20 protein-coding genes and 2 pseudogenes are annotated in these 17,921 nt (G+C 52.7%); 11 read left to right on the top strand and 11 right to left on the bottom strand.

What is annotated here, in order from left to right; all coding sequences use genetic code 11:
* The first annotated feature begins 237 nt into the window (after positions 1–237).
* The 7 genes from sapA (at position 238) to AC3RPL_RS09155 (ending at position 7,789) form a co-directional block, all read left to right on the top strand.
* The gene (gene sapA / locus AC3RPL_RS09125; protein ID WP_490739749.1) at positions 238–1,869 is read left to right on the top strand and encodes an ABC transporter substrate-binding protein SapA; all 1,632 of its coding nucleotides are present in this window, start codon (positions 238–240) and stop codon (positions 1,867–1,869) included.
* Entirely contained in the window at positions 1,863–2,828 is a 966-nt protein-coding gene (sapB, locus tag AC3RPL_RS09130) for a putrescine export ABC transporter permease SapB (protein WP_034934167.1), read from the top strand. The genes sapA and sapB overlap by 7 nt, the downstream gene beginning before the upstream one ends.
* Positions 2,829–2,926: 98 nt before the next feature.
* The gene (locus AC3RPL_RS09135) at positions 2,927–3,556 is read left to right on the top strand and encodes a hypothetical protein (RefSeq protein ID WP_261640533.1); all 630 of its coding nucleotides are present in this window, start codon (positions 2,927–2,929) and stop codon (positions 3,554–3,556) included.
* A 282-nt stretch (positions 3,557–3,838) separates the two neighbouring features.
* The gene (sapC, locus tag AC3RPL_RS09140) at positions 3,839–4,729 is read left to right on the top strand and encodes a putrescine export ABC transporter permease SapC (RefSeq protein ID WP_490739750.1); all 891 of its coding nucleotides are present in this window, start codon (positions 3,839–3,841) and stop codon (positions 4,727–4,729) included.
* Complete coding sequence (gene sapD / locus AC3RPL_RS09145) at positions 4,730–5,722, top strand: putrescine export ABC transporter ATP-binding protein SapD (RefSeq protein ID WP_490739751.1); 993 nt, start codon at positions 4,730–4,732, stop codon at positions 5,720–5,722. It abuts the gene before it with no gap.
* Entirely contained in the window at positions 5,722–6,534 is an 813-nt protein-coding gene (gene sapF, locus AC3RPL_RS09150; RefSeq protein ID WP_490739752.1) for a putrescine export ABC transporter ATP-binding protein SapF, read from the top strand. Before sapD ends, sapF begins: the two co-directional genes overlap by 1 nt.
* Before the next feature lie 109 nt (positions 6,535–6,643).
* Positions 6,644–7,789 carry a CMD domain-containing protein gene (locus AC3RPL_RS09155; protein WP_490739753.1) on the top strand — a complete coding sequence of 382 codons (1,146 nt, stop codon included), beginning with the start codon at positions 6,644–6,646 and terminating at the stop codon, positions 7,787–7,789.
* Here the strand turns inward: AC3RPL_RS09155 and AC3RPL_RS09160 are convergent.
* From AC3RPL_RS09160 to AC3RPL_RS09175, 4 genes and pseudogenes are all read right to left on the bottom strand, one after another.
* Positions 7,778–8,086, bottom strand: a pseudogene (locus AC3RPL_RS09160) (carboxymuconolactone decarboxylase family protein); the annotation flags it as partial. The gene AC3RPL_RS09155 and the pseudogene AC3RPL_RS09160 overlap by 12 nt on opposite strands.
* A 285-nt stretch (positions 8,087–8,371) precedes the next feature.
* Positions 8,372–8,710, bottom strand: a complete 339-nt coding sequence (locus tag AC3RPL_RS09165) for a protein secretion chaperonin CsaA (RefSeq protein ID WP_490739754.1) — start codon at positions 8,708–8,710, stop codon at positions 8,372–8,374.
* Positions 8,711–8,817: 107 nt separating this feature from the next.
* Complete coding sequence (locus tag AC3RPL_RS09170; RefSeq protein WP_490739755.1) at positions 8,818–9,237, bottom strand: tautomerase family protein; 420 nt, start codon at positions 9,235–9,237, stop codon at positions 8,818–8,820.
* A gap of 10 nt (positions 9,238–9,247) precedes the next feature.
* A complete protein-coding gene (locus AC3RPL_RS09175) occupies positions 9,248–10,024 on the bottom strand; it encodes an SDR family NAD(P)-dependent oxidoreductase (protein ID WP_490739756.1) in 777 nt (258 codons plus the stop codon).
* A 146-nt stretch (positions 10,025–10,170) separates the two neighbouring features.
* Here AC3RPL_RS09175 and AC3RPL_RS09180 point away from each other — a divergent pair, with 146 nt between their 5' ends.
* From AC3RPL_RS09180 to AC3RPL_RS09190, 3 genes and pseudogenes are all read left to right on the top strand, one after another.
* Positions 10,171–10,617, top strand: coding sequence for a winged helix-turn-helix transcriptional regulator (locus tag AC3RPL_RS09180; protein WP_490739757.1), 447 nt, complete (start codon positions 10,171–10,173; stop codon positions 10,615–10,617).
* A 273-nt stretch (positions 10,618–10,890) separates the two neighbouring features.
* Positions 10,891–10,989 (top strand): annotated as a pseudogene (locus AC3RPL_RS09185) (Tn3 family transposase); the annotation flags it as partial.
* A 40-nt stretch (positions 10,990–11,029) separates the two neighbouring features.
* Positions 11,030–11,938 carry a LysR substrate-binding domain-containing protein gene (locus AC3RPL_RS09190; RefSeq protein ID WP_490739758.1) on the top strand — a complete coding sequence of 303 codons (909 nt, stop codon included), beginning with the start codon at positions 11,030–11,032 and terminating at the stop codon, positions 11,936–11,938.
* A 676-nt stretch (positions 11,939–12,614) separates the two neighbouring features.
* On the opposite strand, the gene AC3RPL_RS09195 is transcribed toward AC3RPL_RS09190, so the two are convergent.
* From AC3RPL_RS09195 to AC3RPL_RS09215, 5 genes are all read right to left on the bottom strand, one after another.
* Positions 12,615–13,514, bottom strand: coding sequence for a LysR family transcriptional regulator (locus AC3RPL_RS09195; RefSeq protein WP_490739759.1), 900 nt, complete (start codon positions 13,512–13,514; stop codon positions 12,615–12,617).
* Positions 13,515–13,649: 135 nt separating this feature from the next.
* On the bottom strand, positions 13,650–14,024 hold the full coding sequence (locus AC3RPL_RS09200; protein ID WP_490739760.1) for a type II toxin-antitoxin system death-on-curing family toxin: 375 nt from the start codon (positions 14,022–14,024) through the stop codon (positions 13,650–13,652).
* Positions 14,021–14,143: a hypothetical protein gene (locus AC3RPL_RS09205; RefSeq protein ID WP_490739761.1), complete on the bottom strand. Its 123-nt coding sequence runs from the start codon at positions 14,141–14,143 to the stop codon at positions 14,021–14,023. Before AC3RPL_RS09205 ends, AC3RPL_RS09200 begins: the two co-directional genes overlap by 4 nt.
* Positions 14,144–14,390: 247 nt before the next feature.
* Complete coding sequence (locus AC3RPL_RS09210) at positions 14,391–14,849, bottom strand: PACE efflux transporter (RefSeq protein WP_490739762.1); 459 nt, start codon at positions 14,847–14,849, stop codon at positions 14,391–14,393.
* Positions 14,850–15,034: 185 nt separating this feature from the next.
* Positions 15,035–15,916, bottom strand: a complete 882-nt coding sequence (locus tag AC3RPL_RS09215; RefSeq protein ID WP_490739763.1) for a LysR family transcriptional regulator — start codon at positions 15,914–15,916, stop codon at positions 15,035–15,037.
* A 144-nt stretch (positions 15,917–16,060) separates the two neighbouring features.
* Between AC3RPL_RS09215 and AC3RPL_RS09220 the strand changes: the two genes are divergently transcribed.
* Positions 16,061–16,576 (top strand): SRPBCC family protein, encoded by a 516-nt coding sequence (locus AC3RPL_RS09220; protein ID WP_490739764.1) that lies wholly within the window; start codon positions 16,061–16,063, stop codon positions 16,574–16,576.
* On the opposite strand, the gene AC3RPL_RS09225 is transcribed toward AC3RPL_RS09220, so the two are convergent.
* Together AC3RPL_RS09225 and AC3RPL_RS09230 are read right to left on the bottom strand one after the other, a co-directional pair.
* The gene (locus AC3RPL_RS09225; protein ID WP_490739765.1) at positions 16,568–17,155 is read right to left on the bottom strand and encodes a histidine phosphatase family protein; all 588 of its coding nucleotides are present in this window, start codon (positions 17,153–17,155) and stop codon (positions 16,568–16,570) included. The two genes, AC3RPL_RS09220 and AC3RPL_RS09225, sit on opposite strands and share 9 nt — an antisense overlap.
* A gap of 2 nt (positions 17,156–17,157) precedes the next feature.
* On the bottom strand, positions 17,158–17,919 hold the full coding sequence (locus AC3RPL_RS09230) for a CbtA family protein (protein WP_490739766.1): 762 nt from the start codon (positions 17,917–17,919) through the stop codon (positions 17,158–17,160).
* Positions 17,920–17,921 lie beyond the last annotated feature (2 nt).

Raw genomic sequence — 17,921 nt, forward strand, 5'->3', positions numbered from 1 at the left:
TCTCCGGCAGAGCCACCGTTGAAGCGCAGGTGAATAGTAATCATTCGCAATATCATTTGTAAAGCAGTTTGTTGAGAATTTTTCTCATTACCATAAACTGACTGGGTGTATTGTCACCCTTTATCTCCGCCTGCCCCCAGCAGGGTGGCGGAAAATCCACCCGTTTTCCGGCAAATTTTGGGCAGCAGCAGAGAGTGCGGTACACTCTGAACATTGCCTGATTTCTCAGATAACTTAATGCTTATATTTTTCTCTTCTCTGCTGCTGAGCCTCAGCCTGACCAGTGCCTCTGCTTTTTCAGCTGCGCCGGATGATATCCGCCAGAGCGGTTTTGTTTACTGTGTCAGCGGCACGGTAACCACTTTCAATCCGCAGATGGCCAGTGGCGGACTGGTGGTCGATACCCTTGCCGCCCAGCTGTATGACCGGCTGCTGGATGTGGATCCCTACACTTATCGTTTGATTCCGGAGCTGGCAGAACGCTGGGAAGTGCTGGATGACGGCGCAACCTACCGTTTCCATCTGCGCCGCAACGTCAGTTTCCAGAAAACCAACTGGTTCAGCCCCACCCGCACGCTTAACGCGGATGATGTGGTGTTCAGCTTTCAACGCATTTTCGACAGGCGCTCCCCCTGGCACAATGTCAACGGCGGTAACTATCCCTATTTTGACAGCCTGCAATTTGCCGATGCCGTGCAAAGCGTAAAGAAACGGGATAAATATACCGTCGATATCCGCCTTAACAGCCCGGATGCCTCCTTTCTCTGGCATATGGCCACCCACTATGCGCCCGTTCTTTCCGCTGAATATGCCAGCCAGTTAAGCAAAAAGGACCGGCAGGAACAGCTCGACAGGCAACCGGTGGGGACCGGCCCCTTTCAACTAAGCCAGTACCGTACGGGGCAGTATATCCGTCTGGCGCGCAACCCTCGCTACTGGAAAGGGGTACCACGCATGCAGCAGGTGGTGATTGATATGGGCGCAGGTGGAACCGGTCGTCTCTCCAAACTGCTTACCGGCGAATGTGACGTGCTGGCCTATCCCGCCGCAAGTCAGATTTCGGTGCTGCGTAACGATCCACGCCTTCGTCTGACGCTCCGTCCCGGAATGAATATTGCCTATCTGGCGTTTAATACCCGTAAGGCGCCGCTCGACCAGCCGGCAGTGCGTCAGGCACTTTCACTGGCTGTCAATAATGAACGCCTGATGGCCTCAATTTATTACGGTACGGCAGAAACCGCCGCATCCATCCTGCCGCGCGCCTCATGGGCTTATGACGGTAACGCGAAAGTAACAGAATACAATCCACAAAAATCGCGTCAGCAGTTGCAGGCGCTGGGGGTAAAGGATCTGCATCTTACCCTGTGGGTGCCCTCCTCTTCGCAATCGTGGAATCCCAGCCCGCTGAAAACCGCTGAGCTGATCCAGGCCGATCTCGCCCAGGTTGGCGTCAGGGTGACCATCGTCCCCGTTGAAGGTCGTTTTCAGGAGGCGCGTCTGATGACCATGAACCATGACCTGACGCTGACTGGATGGGCCACCGACAGTAACGATCCGGACAGTTTTTTCCGCCCACTGTTGAGTTGCGCCGCCATTGGCTCACAGACCAACTTCGCTCACTGGTGCGATGCGGCTTTTGATGAGACGCTGCACAAGGCCCTGCTCTCACAGCAGCTGGCCTCGCGTATTGACTATTACAATCAGGCACAAACGCTGTTGGCTCAGGCGCTACCGGTGCTGCCGCTGGCCTCATCGCTGCGGCTCCAGGCCTACCGTTATGATATTCACGGGCTGGTGCTCAGTCCGTTTGGTAATGCGTCCTTCGCCGGTGTCTGGCGTGACAGAAACGGAGAGCAATCCTCATGGTAATTTATGCCCTGCGTCGTCTGGTACTGTGGCTGGTGACGCTGCTGATGTTAACGCTGGTGGGATTCAGCCTGTGCTATTACACGCCTCATGCGCCCTTGCAGGGTGCGTCGCTGAGTGATGCGCTGTTGTTCTGGTATAAGGGACTGTTTCAGCTCGATTTTGGGGTATCAAGCATCAACGGTGACCCCGTTGTCTCCCAGCTGCGGGAAGTGTTTCCAGCCACCCTTGAGCTGTGCATTATGGCCTTCAGTCTGGCAATGCTTATTGGTATTCCTTTAGGGATCACCGCAGGCGTGATGCACAACCGCCTGCCCGACCGCCTGATCAGCATTTTTGCCCTGTTGGGCTTCTCGATGCCGGTCTTCTGGCTGGCACTGCTGCTGACGCTGCTTTTTTCACTCAATCTTGGTTGGTTACCGGTTTCCGGCCGCTTTGATCTGCTTTATCCGGTAAAAAACATCAGCGGATTTTCACTGATTGACGCCTGGCTCAGTCATTCGCCGTGGCGGCATGAAATGATGATGAGCGCCCTGCGTCATCTGATCCTGCCGGTTATCACCCTGGCTCTCGCACCAACCACTGAAGTGGTCAGGCTGTTGCGCATCAGTACGCGGGAAGTCATGGAGCAGAACTACATCAAGGCGGCGGCAACCCGTGGGCTGTCCAGACCGGGGATCATTCGCCGTCATGTGCTGCACAATGCCCTGCCGCCGGTTATCCCCCGCCTGGGTTTGCAGTTTTCCACCATGCTGACGCTGGCCATGATTACCGAAGTGGTGTTCAGCTGGCCGGGACTGGGGCGCTGGCTGGTCGATGCCATTCGTCAGCAGGATTATGCCGCGATTTCCGCAGGGGTGATGTTGGTTGGCGCAATGGTCATCAGTGTCAACGTGCTGGCGGATATTCTCGGGGCGATGACCAACCCACTCAAGCACAAGGAGTGGTATGCCCTGCGATGAGAAACAGAGTACCGGCCCCATTAATTGCTAAAACAGCGCGCCAGCGATACAATCATCAGCAATTATGCGGTTATTTTAACAACAGTAAGGGGGAGCATATGCCAACAAAATTGGTCAATGCGGCAAAGATTAACCAGGTTTTCGCTCATCTGAACGAAAGCGAGGATAATCGCGCCCTCTATTCTGCTCTCGCCCGGGGTAAAGACGTTAACATCAAAGGCGTCACTTTATCGCCAGGCTACCGGATTGTGCGTGTTGACAGTCGTCTTTCCGGCCTGTTGAGCCAGAACCATTTTGAACTGGCGCTCATTAACGATGTTTCTGAAGACATCGCTTACTACAACAGGGTGGTTATTCAACCTGATACGTTTCTCAACTGCCGTCCTGTCACTCAGGTACTGGTCTGGCGTACCCAGAAGCCAAAACATCGAAAAGAACTTCACGATCTGGCAGGCATTATATTTCTTAGCTATTTGCTTGATCAGTATGATGTTATTGTTTCGGATATGAACCAGACGCACGATGGCATGTCTTTCTGGCAGGCCCGTATGTATGACGCTCTGGCTTATGGCCTCAGAGTTTACGCGTACGATATGATCAGTTGCGACCTGCACGAAATGAGGTCAGATGATGACGTTGGCCGTTACGAACAGTGGCTGTGGGGAGATCCTCAGCAGCATCAAAACAGGCTTGCGATCATCTCGAAGCTGCCACTTCCTGCCAGTTAAACATTTCAGAACATCATCGTGATACCACTGCCCGGATAACCCGTCCCTTCAAGGTAAGCGACAGCCTGATTTACGGTTGACGCGACTGAGAAGGTTTTTTGAACAGATTCAGCCGGGCTGTGCGGGCAGGCCAGGATTTACCCCGGCCATGCAGGTAAACCAGTGCGGTACTCACGCAGATATGCTGAAGAATATTGCCCAGGGAATGCATATTACATGACTGACAGTCTGCGGAATTTCAAATGAGCTCGAGCATTGCAAAACACAATCAAGTGAACACCCATGCCCTCTGTTGATATCTATGCCGAGAAACGGCTGCCCAGTCCTCTGCGCCATACCTGGCGGCTTTTTTATCGTGATACCACCGCGATGGTTGGCTTCTATGCTTTTATCGCCCTGTTGTTTATCTGCCTGTTTGGCCGGTTTCTGGCACCTTATGGACTGGACCAACAGTTTCTCGGTTACCAGTTACTCCCACCTTCATGGTCACGCTATGGCGATGTGTCATTCTTTTTAGGCACTGACGACCTGGGCCGCGACGTGCTCAGCCGCCTGCTGAGCGGGGCCGCGTCGACCGTCGGTTCTGCCATCATCATCACCCTGCCGGCCGCTCTGTTCGCCGTGCTACTGGGCGTTCTCGCCGGGCTGACTCGTGGACTGCGCTCGGCGGTGATGAACCATATACTTGACACGCTGCTGTCAATCCCCTCGCTACTGCTGGCCATCATTGTGGTGGCCTTTCTGGGGCCGAAACTGGAACATGCCCTGCTGGCGGTCTTTCTGGCGATTACTCCGCGTCTGGTGCGTTCGGTTTACAGCGCCGTCCATGACGAACGGGAAAAAGATTACGTGGTTGCCGCCCGCCTCGATGGCGCCAGCAACCTGAATATTCTGCGACATGCCATTTTCCCCAATATTCTGGCTTCGCTGGTCAGCGAGTTTACCCGCGCCTTATCGATCGGCATCCTGGATATTGCCGCGCTGGGTTTTCTCGATCTCGGCGCGCAGCTCCCCTCACCGGAATGGGGCGCCATGCTGGGTGACGCGCTGGAGCTGATTTATGTCGCACCCTGGACCGTGATGTTGCCAGGTGCAGCCATTATGGTAAGCGTACTGATTGTTAACCTGTTGGGTGACGGCGTACGCCGGGCCATTGTTGCGGGAGTGGAATAGATGCCGCTGCTTGATATTCGTAATCTGACCATTGAATTCATGACCGCTGAAGGCCCGGTGAAAGCCGTTGACCGGGTGAGTATGACGCTGACCGAAGGGGAAATTCGTGGGCTGGTCGGCGAGTCGGGTTCGGGTAAAAGTCTGATAGCGAAAGCCATCTGTGGCGTGACCAAAGACAACTGGCGCGTCACCGCTGACCGGATGCGTTTTGACGATACCGACCTGCTACGCCTCTCCCCGCGTGAGCGTCGTAAGCTGGTCGGGCATAATGTGTCGATGATTTTTCAGGAGCCGCAATCCTGTCTGGATCCATCTGAAAACATTGGCCGTCAGCTGATGCAGGCCATCCCCGGCTGGACCTGGAAAGGCCGCTGGTATCAACGTTTTCGCTGGCGTCATCGTCGGGCCATCGATCTGCTGCATCGCGTGGGCATCAAAGACCACAAAGACATTATGAGCAGTTTTCCCTATGAGTTGACCGAAGGTGAATGTCAGAAGGTGATGATTGCCATCGCGCTGGCCAACCAGCCGCGTCTGCTGATTGCGGACGAGCCGACTAACGCAATGGAACCCACCACTCAGGCACAGATTTTTCGGCTGTTGCGACGGCTGAATCAGAACAATAACACCACCATTTTGCTGATCAGCCACGATTTACAGATGCTCAGCCAGTGGGCGGATCGCATCAATGTCATGTATTGCGGACAAACCGTCGAGACCGCAACCAGCGAAGAGCTGATCGCCGCGCCGCATCATCCTTACACCCAGGCGCTGATTCGGGCGATGCCTGATTTTGGTCGTTCACTGCCCCATAAGAGCCGACTCAATACCTTACCCGGAGCGATCCCATCGCTGGAACATCTGCCGACCGGCTGTCGGCTGGGACCACGCTGCCCCTATGCCCAGAAGACCTGCATTGCCCGACCACGACTGACCGGGGCAAAAACACATCTCTTTGCCTGCCATTTCCCGCTTAATATGGAGAGTCAGTGATGGTTGAAACCCTGCTGGAAGTGCGCAACCTCAGCAAAACGTGGCGTTATCGCACCGGCCTGTTCCGGCGGCAGCATGTGGAGGCGGTGAAAGAGGTGAGCTTTATGCTGCGCGAGCGGCAAACGCTGGCCATTATTGGTGAGAATGGCGCGGGTAAATCGACGCTGGCAAAAATGCTCAGTGGGATGGTCGCCCCCAGCGGCGGCGAAATTGTTATTGACGATCATCCACTTGAATACGGTGACTATGGCTATCGCAGCCAGCATATCCGCATGATTTTTCAGGATCCCTCTACGGCGCTCAATCCCCGGCAACGCATCAGTCAGATCCTTGACTTTCCCCTGCGGCTGAACACGTCACTGACGCCGGATGAGCGTGAAAAAAGGATTATCGCCACGCTACGTCAGGTCGGGTTATTGCGCGATCACGCCGGTTACTATCCTCACATGCTGGCCCCCGGCCAGAAGCAGCGTATTGGGCTTGCCCGCGCGCTGATTCTGCAACCACGGGTGATTGTTGCCGATGAAGCCCTTGCCTCACTGGATATGTCGATGCGCTCACAGCTTATTAACCTGATGCTGGAGTTGCAGGATAAACACGGCATCGCCTATATCTACGTCACACAACATCTGGGGATGATGAAGCACATCAGCGATCAGGTGCTGGTGATGCATCAGGGAGAAGTGGTCGAGCGTGGCAGCACGGCGGAGGTGCTTGCCAGCCCGTTACACGATTTAACCCGCAGGCTGATTAACAGCCATTTTGGTGAAGCCCTGACCGCAGACGCCTGGCGCAGGGATCACCCGCTTTAAGCTGAACCCGGTTTTATGCCTTTCTGTTATTGGTTAGCACTGAACGTTATTTTGCTGACTACTGCGGCTGGGCGAGGATAGCGGCATCCTCGCAGATAAAGGAATCGTCATGGAACAGCGCCGTTTTTCCGGCAACAGCCACTGGTATCATGAAACACAATGCACGCTGAGTGCACCTGCCGCACCGCTGGTCCCTGAAGCCGCCGGCATTGAGGATCGCTTTCTGCTTGACCTTGTCCCGCTTTGTTCTGCTGAACTGAACGCCCTGCTTGAACAGGCACAGCCTGCCCTGCTGGCTTCACGCGAACTTTATCAGCTGCTGTTTCCTGCACAGCTGGACACGTCTCTGACCCATACTCTGACGCTCTATGACCGTCTCAGTACCGCCCTGACGGTAGCTCAGGTCACCGGTGTCCAGCGCCTGTGCAATCATTACGCCGCCAGGCTTAATCCGCTTACCAGTCCTGACTCTTCCAGAGAAAGCAATCGCCGCCTGACGCAAATTACTGAATACGCCCGTCAGCTGGCCAGTCAGCCGTCACTGATTACTCCGGCCTCACTACAGCGTCTGGATGAAGTAGGTCTGACCGCGCCAGATATCATCACCTTCAGCCAGGTTATTGGTTTTGTCAGCTACCAGGCGCGGGTACAGGCAGGCATTATGGCGATGCTTCAACTGCCGGTGCGCTGGATACCCGGTATATCAGAACCGCAAGATGCCGCCGCCGACGGTTTTGAACATCCCGCACCCTGGCAGCCGCTGCTGCCGCCGGTTGAACTACGCTACGCGTCACCCCGTCAGCTTGAAGCCCTGACATGGTGTCAGCCACAACCCCTGCTCAGTGACTGTGCCTGGCTGCTGGCCCACGATGCTGACGCGCTCAGCGGCTGGAGCACCTTAATCAACACTTTACAGGAAACGCAGCAGACGCCGGAGTGCGCGCTGGCTGCCGCCGTTGCCGCAAGGATCAATGGCAGTGCAACCTGCTTCTGGCGTTATGAAAATGAAGAATTACGCCAGCCACTTCGGCAAAGCGTCTCTCAGGCGCTGACCCGTGCCAGTCGATCGCAACAGGCGATTATTCAGGCGGCGGCCCAGCTCACGCGCGCGCCCGAACGCTTCAGCAGCGCTCATCTGCAACCGTTGAGTGAGGCCGGATTTTCGCAGCAAACGACGCTGGCGGTGATCCTGCAAGTGGCGCTGGCCAACTGGAACAACCGGTTATTACAAACCCTGGGATCGCCTGGCGCGTGACACTTCGCCGACAACGGGCGCAGCGCTGAACGCATTCGGCCAGCCTGCATAAAACGCCAGATGGGTGATGACTTCAGATATTTCAGCTACGGTGACACCACCATCAAGGGCCACCTCAATATAGTGCCCAAGTTCAGCGGCCTGATTTTTTGCTATCAGCATTGCAACAGTCACCATGCTACGGTCACGCATGGACAGCTCATCACGCTGCCAGAGATCCTGCGAAATGACTTCGCGACCGAATCGGTCCAGTGCCGCAGAGACAGACAGGATGTCAGTCGTGGCCAGCGCTGAAGGTTCTGTGTTGGGGTCAGTTTGGATATCGAAAATTATTGTACGTTAAGGTTGTTTTTTGTACTACCAGGCTGCGGCAAGGGAGATTGACCACGTTGACGGGCAGCTTTGAGCGAACAGCAGACCTTCCTTGACATTCATTTATTTACTTATATTTTTGCTTAAAGGGCCTGTGGGGTTTTAAATTTACATGGTCCTGTCACTTGTTTACTCGTGGTTATGATCTCTTAGAAAAGCGGTCAGTAAGAGCCACGATCCACCCTGGTATCCGGATATTTTCACTGATTTTTAAAAGACACTTTCACCATTTTCGGTTGGCTTTTCAGTTGTCAGCGGGATTGTTCCGCCTGAGTCACCCGCCACTCCAAGTACCAACACCTCAGACTGTTCAGGACCCATTTTCATTGTGCCCAGATTGATGATGCAGATTACCTGCATACCCTCCAGTTCCTGAGCGTCATAGTTGGTATAGGCTCCACAGGAGACTCTGGTTCCCAGTTCAGGCCCGAGGTCAATAGTCATCCGCCAGGTAGGTTTGGACGTTTTGCTTTCTTCCACCTTGATAATAGTGCCTGTACGTATATCAAGGGCCGAAAATGATTCAAATATAGCCGTATCTTTCATCATTTGGTTCCTGTCTCGTCATTTAGATAAATGTCAAATTCAGTCATCTAAAAAATATCGAAGCGAAAATACAAATGCCGCCTGAATAGAAATTCAAACGGCATTTAATTCTAGTATGCAGACGCTTTGTTTTCTTCACGCCAGCGCTTTTCGGCTGGGGTGTTTGGCATAGGCGGCTTAAGGCCGTTCACCGTCCACAATTCAATCGGTGTTTCGCCAACATGCAATTCCCAGCGATAACCCCGCTCAGCCACATATGGATTTAAAATGCGTGAACAGGCGTGTAAAAATTGCTGTTGCGTGGCTTCATCTTTAATGGAACGGGCGATATGGTTAATCGTTACCCGCACAAAATCAGTTGCAGGCTCACCCCCTATATATAGCTGTTTATCCTCCAAAGGGTGAAACAACACATTCACATAAAATTTAGGTAAAAATGTGGCATATAAGGCGGTAATTTGTTCAGCTATTTCGCCTTTATCCTGTTCGCTAAACACATTTTTCGGGTGATAAATTTTCCACATTGGCATAACTAAATCCTTATGCTTGATAGCGTTCGGCAGGATTGCCAGACTGGGTAAGAGTTTGCATAAATTCCCCTCGGCTCAATTCAAATTCTTGCCAGGTTTGCAGTTGTGGCAACGTCGGATAACACACGCTTTCACCTTGTGCCAAAGCGGTCAATGCAGTATCTACCAACGTTTCAGGCGACATAAATAAGTGTTCGGGGAATGGGGCAGGTTTATCGCCAAAAAATTCTGACGTCACAGGGCCGGGCATTACTACCTGGGCAAATGCACCGTGTTGCGACAATTCAGCGTGCAAGGCGCGGGTAAAATTAAGGACATAGGCTTTAGAAGCGCTATACGCCCCTGCACCAGCACCTGGCATGTGCGCCACGATTGAACCGATATTGACAATCGTCCCTTGTTTTTCGTTGATAAAACGTTTGGCCGCCACCAACGACAGGCGCGATAAGGCTTGTACATTCACTTTTATTAAATTATCCATTTCAGACCAGGCGATGTTCTCTGCAAACCCCAGCGCCCCCAAACCAGCGCAATTAACTAAAAAAGATAAATTTTCATTTTGTTCAATGAGTTGACTCGCACTTCCTTGTCCGCTTTCTTCGCCTAAATCTGCGGTATGCACGGAAATTTTGACCGCAAATTGTTCACGAATTTTATCAGCCAATTGTTCGAGGCGTTCACGACGACGGGCAACCAGCACCAGGTCATAACCTTGTCTGGCTAAACGCCCGGCGTATACCGCTCCAATGCCTGACGATGCGCCTGTAATTAAAGCTGTTTTATTCATAACTTCACTCCTGTAAGAAATGGTAGATGGGAAAGTATTCACATAGTAACTCTTATAATTAGAGTAATAAAGACTCTAATTATTGAAGTTATAAGGATTTATTGATAACATATTGATATTGAAATAAATTTAAGTTGGTTTTCTTAATGAAATCAAATGAATTTGAGAATATCTTCTGTCCGATTGCCGATGCTCTGTCGGTTCTGGGCGATAAGTGGTCAGGTCTGGTATTACGGGATTTGATGTTGGGGATAAATCGTTACAGCGATTTTCGGGCATCCAGCAACATTACCAATGCCACGTTAAGCAACCGCTTAAAAACGTTGGAACAAAACGGCCTGGTGCAAAAACAGCTTTACCAAACCTGCCCCGACCGCTACGAATACCATCTAACCAAACAAGGTCAATCAATGGCCTGGGTGATGTTGGCACTTGCTAAAATTGGGACCCAATGGAATTTATCTGGGTGGGAAAACGTGCCGTTACGTTTTACCAATCAACACACGGGTAATCCGATTCGTTTAACTGTGGTGGATGATGTGAGCGGTCAGGAGGTGGCGTTAAGCGATTTGAAAGTGGAACGAGATATGTAATAAAGAAAACTACTTTATGTCGGCTGTTTTGACGAATTTTCTGTCAACCACATAAGCGTATTAGACCTGGTTTTATTCATCCATGAAAAATACTGTTGTATTGTCGGGCTGATGGTTGATATGCGCTGGTGAGTATCGTTCTGAAGCTGGAGCAAGAAGTCTTTACTGTACAAACTACCAATTTTTATCAAAGCGTTGGCCTCCACCAAAGCGATATATTCCAGGAGAGCATTATAGCGAAGATGAATTCTCAGCCATATTGACATTAGATTTGCCAGTGGACTGACGCTGCTGACAGCAGCTATCTCGCAGTGGAATACCGTCTATATGGAAAGAGCGGTCGAGGCCTTGAAGCGTAAAGGGCTGAAGATCGTAGTTAATAATCAACAGGCCATTGTTACAGAATTTCGCGATGAATAACGCCATATACAATCAGATCCGCATCTTTCAAAGCATTGCACGGGAAGGCAGTATTACAGCGGCCACGAGGAAGCTTGAAATCACCCCACCCTCAGTCAGTAATGCGCTGAGAATGCTTGAGCAGCATATCGGGCACGCCCTTTTTGTACGCACCACCCGGCGTATTGAATTGACTGAAACCGGACAACAACTGCTGGAGAAAACCACCGCTGCGGTAGATTCGCTGGAAAGCTCACTGGAGAGTATCCGCGAGCAGAATCAGGAACCCTCAGGCCTGGTGCGCATTACACTGTCACGTTTCGCCTGGCTGTTAATTCTTAAACCCGCAATGGCCGCCTTCTGTCAACGCTATCCCGCCATTCAGCTGGAGATTTCAGTCTTTGATGGCACCGTCAATGTGATTGACGACCGTTTTGACCTGGGGATTCGCTTTGGTGATGTGCTGGAGGGTGGCGTGGTCGCCCGGCTGTTAATGAAGCCATTCCGTGAAGGGCTCTACGCCTCCTCCGCATATCTGGCAAAGTATGGAATGCCTGTCGAGCCAGCCGATCTCAGCGCCCATCAGCTGATTGGTTATCGCTTTATCACCAATAACCGAATTCTTCCGCTGATGCTGGAGGTGAACGGAGAGACACTGACCGTTGAGATGCCAGCCCAACTTATCAGCAACGATATTGATGTGATGGCCGATGGCATCCGTAACGGACTGGGGATTGGACGCTTATTTGAACCTGTGCACCGCTTACAGCCCGACCGGGAGAAACTTCTCCCGGTAATGGAAAATTACTGGAAAACCTACCCACCGGTTTATCTTTATTATCCGAAAAGCGCGGGCAAAACGAAACGCGTGAAAGCCCTGATTAATTTTTTGCTGGCCTCCACGCAGCGCACCGCGCTTTGACCTTGCACAGCCCGTCCGTGCAGGGAGCATATATCCGGCAGTAATGCCGGAACTATGGTCGTCGATGACAGCCGTTATGCTTCCGACTCGCCGACACGGAGCAAAACAATTTTTTTCGTGATGTCCGCAGAGGATTCTTACTTTGCATGAAAATAGCGATAAGCCAGTCCCTCGATTAAAACTGAATTACCCTGCGGCATTCCCATTTTAAAAGAGGTGCCGTTATTATTAGTAACTTTCAGAATTTTTTATCAAATGAAGCTTCGAGTTTTTTTATTTCAGTTACGCGGCGTTCATTTTTAATGCTAAGTTCAATTGCATCAGGACGTGAAGACCTGGATGTCGATGTTTCGCATTTAAACATATTAATCTCCTGCATTGATAATTATTTCACAGGGAGTTACTCCATAAAATAGCGCACCACAACATAGACTTCTGCTTCTAAATAAAAAAAATCGCAAAAACAAATCACACTCAGACAATATAAAAAATCTTCTTTCAGGAATATCGATAACCCCCTTTATTCTGATAAGAAGATAACAAAAATATGTTCCATCACACGATAATAAATTTAATTATTCACAATGAAAAAGGTAATTTTATAATAAAAAAATAGCAAATACCTTAAAAAGGTTATTTAAAAGGTGGCTTTACATTCAGCGGCCGCAGGCTCATTTTATTGCTCCGCCAGCCACTGCCTGATCCAATCGAAAAAATGCTGTGCCAGCGGCGTCGCCCGCCCCGGCGCAGCGACAACCACCGCCGCCTGTCGTGACATCGGCGCAATGGCAAGAAGACGCGATTGCAGTGTGGACATCATCTCATCTGGCAGATGTCCACGAGGAGAAATCAGGCAACCTAAGCCAACCAGCGCCGCCTGAGAGAGCTGAAACACCGAAGAGGTTTCCACAATGACTCTTGGCGTGATCGCTGCATCAAGAAAGTGATTATCCAGATAACGTCGGAAATAGCGTGTCTGCTCAGACAGACAGAGCGGAAGGTGATGCAGTGCACTGAGCGCCAGACTTCCTTCACCCACCAGTTGCGGAAAAAACCGGGGATGAAACACCACTTCCGCACCCTTGTCCGGTAAGGGTTCCATCTGCAAATGCAACTCCCGCAGCGTCGAAGGCTCAAAAAAACCGATCCCGGCATCCACCGTGTGATTATTCAGCGCATCCAGCAGTTGGTCGGCACTGAGCACGGCAACCCGATAGTCAAGCTGCGGATAACGATCGCTGACGCCCTTCAGTAACACAGGCAATGAGATGCTGCACTGCGGCACCACGCCAATTCTCAGCGTACCGGCCACGCCATCTTTCAGCGATTCGACTTCCAGTTTCAGTCCCTGATAGACCGAAACAATTTCACGCGCCCAGCTCAGCACTCTTTCACCTTCAGGAGTGAATCCGTCGAAGTTATTGCTGCGATGGATCAACGGCAGGCCCAGCTCACGTTCCAGGTTTTTCAGTCGCAGTGAGAGCGTCGGCTGACTGACAAAACTGGCCTCAGCAGCGCGGCCAAAATGCCGTTCCTTCTCCAGATTACACAGATAAATCAGTTGCTTGATGTCCATTTATTGTTCTTATCTTTGGGTTAATAGCCGCAGTCTGTTCGGCTACCAGACTTAAGAGGTTGGCACAGAATTGCCGTTAATGACCGCATCAGCACTGTATTTGAAGATAAAAAACCCGACTCTGAGGGTCGGGTTCTAAGTGCACAGCGTTTTCAGCGTTGCTGCGACATCCTGGACATCATGCAGCCCGTGAGCAGCAGCAACAATATAATTAGCCAGATCGTCGGATGGCGTAAAAGCCACGCCATTCATGTCAAGAAACACCATAGCTGAAGCAACAGACGTTCTTTTATTGGCATCGTTAAAACCATCAACCCGGACGATTGACAGTAACAGCGCCGCCGCCAACACAAAGAGATCTCGCTCATTGTTATAAACATGAAGGTTTTCAAGGCGAGCGACCATCCCTTCCACCAGACCAATATCCCTGTATCCGGCGAGACCACCCAAGGCCGCTATCTGCATGTCGTGAATGGCGATAACCTGCTTAACCGTTAAGAAGAAGATCACTTATCAGCAAGTACGTTGAACAACGCCTTATTTTTCGGCTGGCTCATGACATGCGACAGCGAAGCCTCAAATTTTGCCTGTTGTAACTCGGCAAATTGCTCGGCAGTAATTACCACCATATCCGGCGCTGAACGGTAACCGGCTGATGGATCGCGCTGTCCAGTACGCTGGCAAATTTCTGACGAACATCAGAGAAAGTCAGAGTCATCATGGGATATTTCTTAGACGGTTGGAGCATGGTTGCAACTGAGTTGTATAATTCAGTTGCCGATGGGCTGAGTGTAAAGTGACGGCACGATTTCAGCAACCCCTGATGTGCAGTCACGTGCGGACATCTCTCCTCGTTGCCAAAAGCCTTACATCAGGTCAATTTAAAACAACACCAGCCCGTCGCCGGACAATACAGGCACGCAGTGCATCGTAGCACCAGTTAAAAATCAGAGCATAGGGCAGAAAAAACAGCACCAGCGCCAGTTCAAGGAAAAAAGCCTGTATCAGTGAAATCGAAAGCCACCACGCGGCTACAGGCAACAAAATCGCCACCAGACCGGCTTCAAAAATCACCGCGTGAATGACACGAACCAATACCGTTCTTGTAAAAGCCAGCCGGTACTGTATGGCGTCAAACAGGCGGTTATAAACAATATTCCACAGCATTGCCGTCAGTGCAGAAATCGTCGCCAGCACCGCTGACTCTGTGGCTGTCACCGACAATGTCAGGCACATCATCAGGATGATCAGCAGATTCGCCAGCACTTCAAACAGCACCGCATGAAAGATTCGTTCTTTAATACTTTTATTCAGATAACTCAGATCGCCCATCATAGTCTGTCCGTTGATCCAGGGGGCTGGGGATTATAAGATATTCCCACACCATCGCTACGGGTTTATGCCATTGTGTGAGGGGCGGTTTAGGTTATGCGTGAACCGCAATCACGTTGAAGATCAACTGAGACGAAGCGACGCCACGGCACCGGCCGTTTCTATACCAGCAATGCCCGGATGCCCGGCTAAAACAGCGCGCGCAGCCAGCGATGCGCCGCGTTATGGTGGGTACGCTGGTGCCACACCAGCGTTTTACTGAATCCCTCGATGGTGAGCGGCGGCGTCTTGCAAACCATTCCCGGCGTTGCCACCATCAGTCGTGCAGGCGCAACGGCTATCAGGTCGCTGACGGCGAGGATTTCCGGCAACATCAGGAAGCTGTTAACCGCCATCACCACCCGCCTGTGGCGGCCCAGCAACGCCAGCGCCCGATCGGTCGCGCCGCTGAACTTATCGCCGGTGTAGGAAACCAGCACCTGGTCAAGTTCACAGAAGCGGTCCAGCGTCAGCACGCCGGCTGCATCCGGGTGATCGTGACGCATAACGCACAGATATTCTTCATCAAACAGGTTACGAGCGTGCAGACCTTCGGGGGTGGTATCCGGCGTGATCAACGCGACATCAACATCGCCGCGCTCCAGTTGCCCTGTCAGCTGGCTGTAATCCACCGCCACCACCGACACTATCACCCCCGGAGCCAGCGGACGCAGCCGGGCGATAAAGGGAACCACCACCGCTTTCAGCGCATAATCCGTTGCGGCAATGGTCAGCGTCATGCTGGCATTTTCAGGTTCAAACACGCTGGGTTGAAGCAGCGCATCCATGTCGCTGAGAATTTGCTTCACCGGCGCGGCCAGTTCCAGCGCTCTGGGCGTGGGGACAATGCCACGCTGGGTCCGGCTGAACAGCGGATCGCTGAAGCAGTCACGCAGTCGTGTCAACATGCCGCTAACCGCAGGCTGGGTCAGCGCAAGGCGTTCAGCCGCGCGTGTCACGCTTCGCTCATCCAGCAACGCGTCCAGCGCTTTCAGTAAGTTAAGGTCCATCGTCCTGATGTCATGTTTCATGCCAGCACTTCCTGTCATTCAGTTATCAAATTTTATGATAACAAAAATCAAAAAGCGTGATTGGTCTTATTTCTTAATTCCGCACAAACTTGCCTCAGACGGCGTGATACCACGCCAGCACGCTGACTGAACAGAGGAAATATTATGAACGCGATTATCTGGCCTGAGGGCTATCTGCCTGGTTTTTCTGATAATTTTGCCTCTAACGAGGTAATTGTCGCCGGGCTGTCAACAAAAGATGTCTGGCCATTCCTTGTCACGCCTGCTCTCTGGCCTGACTACTACAAAAACGCGGCTGATATCCGCTTTTACCAGCAGAAAGGCCCACAGCTGGCGGAAAAAGTCCGTTTTTACTTCACCACTTTTGGTTTTCCGGTCGACGCCGAAGTCACTGAGTATGTTGCGCCTGTTGAGGGTGAAACGGCGCGTATCGCCTGGCATGGCTGGTCTGGTGAAGGCGACAGCCGTCTCGACGTACACCACGCCTGGCTGCTGGAAGATTTACCCGGTAACCGGGTGCGGATCCTGACTCAGGAAACGCAAAACGGCAAACCAGCGCAGGAGCTGGCCAGTACACGGCCCAATCCGATGATCAACGGCCATCAGGCGTGGCTGGATGGCCTGATTGCTGCGGCCAGAGCAGATAAAAAATCACGCTGAGGATCCGTCGTCCAGGCTGTGCGGCTGACTGCCCAGGCTGCACAGATGCCAGCGTTTGCCGTCACTGCGCAACGTGGTGACGCTCAGTGGCAGAAGATCAATCAGTGAGAAAGAACCGGCAGGCGCTGCCAGCAGATGGATAATCATCGCCCGGATCACCGCAGGGGAAACCACGGCAGATTGCATTCCCCGCTCTGCCGTCTGCATCAGCAACCACCTGCCGGTACGCTCAGAAAGTTGCAGCAGGCTCTCCCCACCCGGCGGCGCTTCCCCCATCCGCCAGAGATAAAATGCCTGCTGATGATCGGTAATTACCTCTTTAAGCGGCAAACCCGCCCATGATCCGTAAGCCGGTTCCGCCAGCGCCGGAACCGCTGCGGCAGCCCAGCCCAGCGCCTGCGCAGTCTGCCGACAGGCCAGTTCCGGCGCGGCCCACACCTGCCTGCCGGGTGCGATCAATTGCCCGAGCTGCCCGGCCTGCCGCAGTGATTTCCCGCTGAGGGGGTCGTCGTTCGGGAAACGTGAACTGCGGTTTGCCAGGCTCTCCCCCTGGCAAATCAGTTGCAGCACGCCTGCCACGGCTAACCTTTTACCAGACGCTGAGCGGTCGTGCCTTGCAGGGTGCGTTCGGCAAATGCGCCAAATAACAGCCCGGTGGCACACCACATCACCAGCTGCGTACCAAAGGCACTCAGGCGAAAACGCCACAGCACATCCGCAGAGAATCCGGTGGGAATTTCATTTACCGCAGGCATCCCGGCATAAACGACGGTCAGCACCACCAGTGCCGCCAGGCTTGCCCATAACACCGCATACCCGCTGCCGAAACGCGCTGTCAGCTGATGAGCACTCCAGACGGCGCTGACCACTATCCCCGCGCAGATCAACAACATGCTGAAATAAAGCGTGGTGCGATAGCCGATGGTGGCCGGATCGCCAACCGCAGGGGGATTGGGCGGATACTTCAGTCCGGGCAGCAGACTCATAATCAGAAAGCCGCCCAACGCCAGCAGCAGGGCCAGCGATCCGACACCCGCAGGGCCGGTGCGCTGCCAGCACAGCGTCCAGACCAGGGCCAGTGCCCCGCCCATCGCCGCGCTGAACAGCATCATCCCGCTCAGCAGACCAACCCCAGCCTGAGTCTGGCGGCTGAACACCTCACCTTCAGGCTCATCGTCATGATGATGGCCCACAGCTTCGCTGGCATGATGGCTGGCCGCAAGGGTTTCAAAGGCAATCGCCTGCTCAACCTGCGGCTCGCCAAAGAGACGGGCGAAGCCAAAGGCGATCACGCCGGCCAGCAGCCCGGCCAGCATTCCCTGTAACAGAAGTTTTCCGGTCATGG

It is taken from the genome of Erwinia papayae (assembly GCF_058241465.1).

Coding starts and splice junctions, on each gene's coding strand:
- sapA (WP_490739749.1), top strand. CDS start 238: ATGCTTATATTTTTCTCTTCTCTGCTGCTGAGCCTCAGCCTGACCAGT.
- sapB (WP_034934167.1), top strand. CDS start 1,863: ATGGTAATTTATGCCCTGCGTCGTCTGGTACTGTGGCTGGTGACGCTG.
- AC3RPL_RS09135 (WP_261640533.1), top strand. CDS start 2,927: ATGCCAACAAAATTGGTCAATGCGGCAAAGATTAACCAGGTTTTCGCT.
- sapC (WP_490739750.1), top strand. CDS start 3,839: ATGCCCTCTGTTGATATCTATGCCGAGAAACGGCTGCCCAGTCCTCTG.
- sapD (WP_490739751.1), top strand. CDS start 4,730: ATGCCGCTGCTTGATATTCGTAATCTGACCATTGAATTCATGACCGCT.
- sapF (WP_490739752.1), top strand. CDS start 5,722: ATGGTTGAAACCCTGCTGGAAGTGCGCAACCTCAGCAAAACGTGGCGT.
- AC3RPL_RS09155 (WP_490739753.1), top strand. CDS start 6,644: ATGGAACAGCGCCGTTTTTCCGGCAACAGCCACTGGTATCATGAAACA.
- AC3RPL_RS09165 (WP_490739754.1), bottom strand. CDS start 8,710: ATGATGAAAGATACGGCTATATTTGAATCATTTTCGGCCCTTGATATA.
- AC3RPL_RS09170 (WP_490739755.1), bottom strand. CDS start 9,237: ATGCCAATGTGGAAAATTTATCACCCGAAAAATGTGTTTAGCGAACAG.
- AC3RPL_RS09175 (WP_490739756.1), bottom strand. CDS start 10,024: ATGAATAAAACAGCTTTAATTACAGGCGCATCGTCAGGCATTGGAGCG.
- AC3RPL_RS09180 (WP_490739757.1), top strand. CDS start 10,171: ATGAAATCAAATGAATTTGAGAATATCTTCTGTCCGATTGCCGATGCT.
- AC3RPL_RS09190 (WP_490739758.1), top strand. CDS start 11,030: ATGAATAACGCCATATACAATCAGATCCGCATCTTTCAAAGCATTGCA.
- AC3RPL_RS09195 (WP_490739759.1), bottom strand. CDS start 13,514: ATGGACATCAAGCAACTGATTTATCTGTGTAATCTGGAGAAGGAACGG.
- AC3RPL_RS09205 (WP_490739761.1), bottom strand. CDS start 14,143: ATGGTGGTAATTACTGCCGAGCAATTTGCCGAGTTACAACAGGCAAAA.
- AC3RPL_RS09210 (WP_490739762.1), bottom strand. CDS start 14,849: ATGATGGGCGATCTGAGTTATCTGAATAAAAGTATTAAAGAACGAATC.
- AC3RPL_RS09215 (WP_490739763.1), bottom strand. CDS start 15,916: ATGAAACATGACATCAGGACGATGGACCTTAACTTACTGAAAGCGCTG.
- AC3RPL_RS09220 (WP_490739764.1), top strand. CDS start 16,061: ATGAACGCGATTATCTGGCCTGAGGGCTATCTGCCTGGTTTTTCTGAT.
- AC3RPL_RS09230 (WP_490739766.1), bottom strand. CDS start 17,919: ATGACCGGAAAACTTCTGTTACAGGGAATGCTGGCCGGGCTGCTGGCC.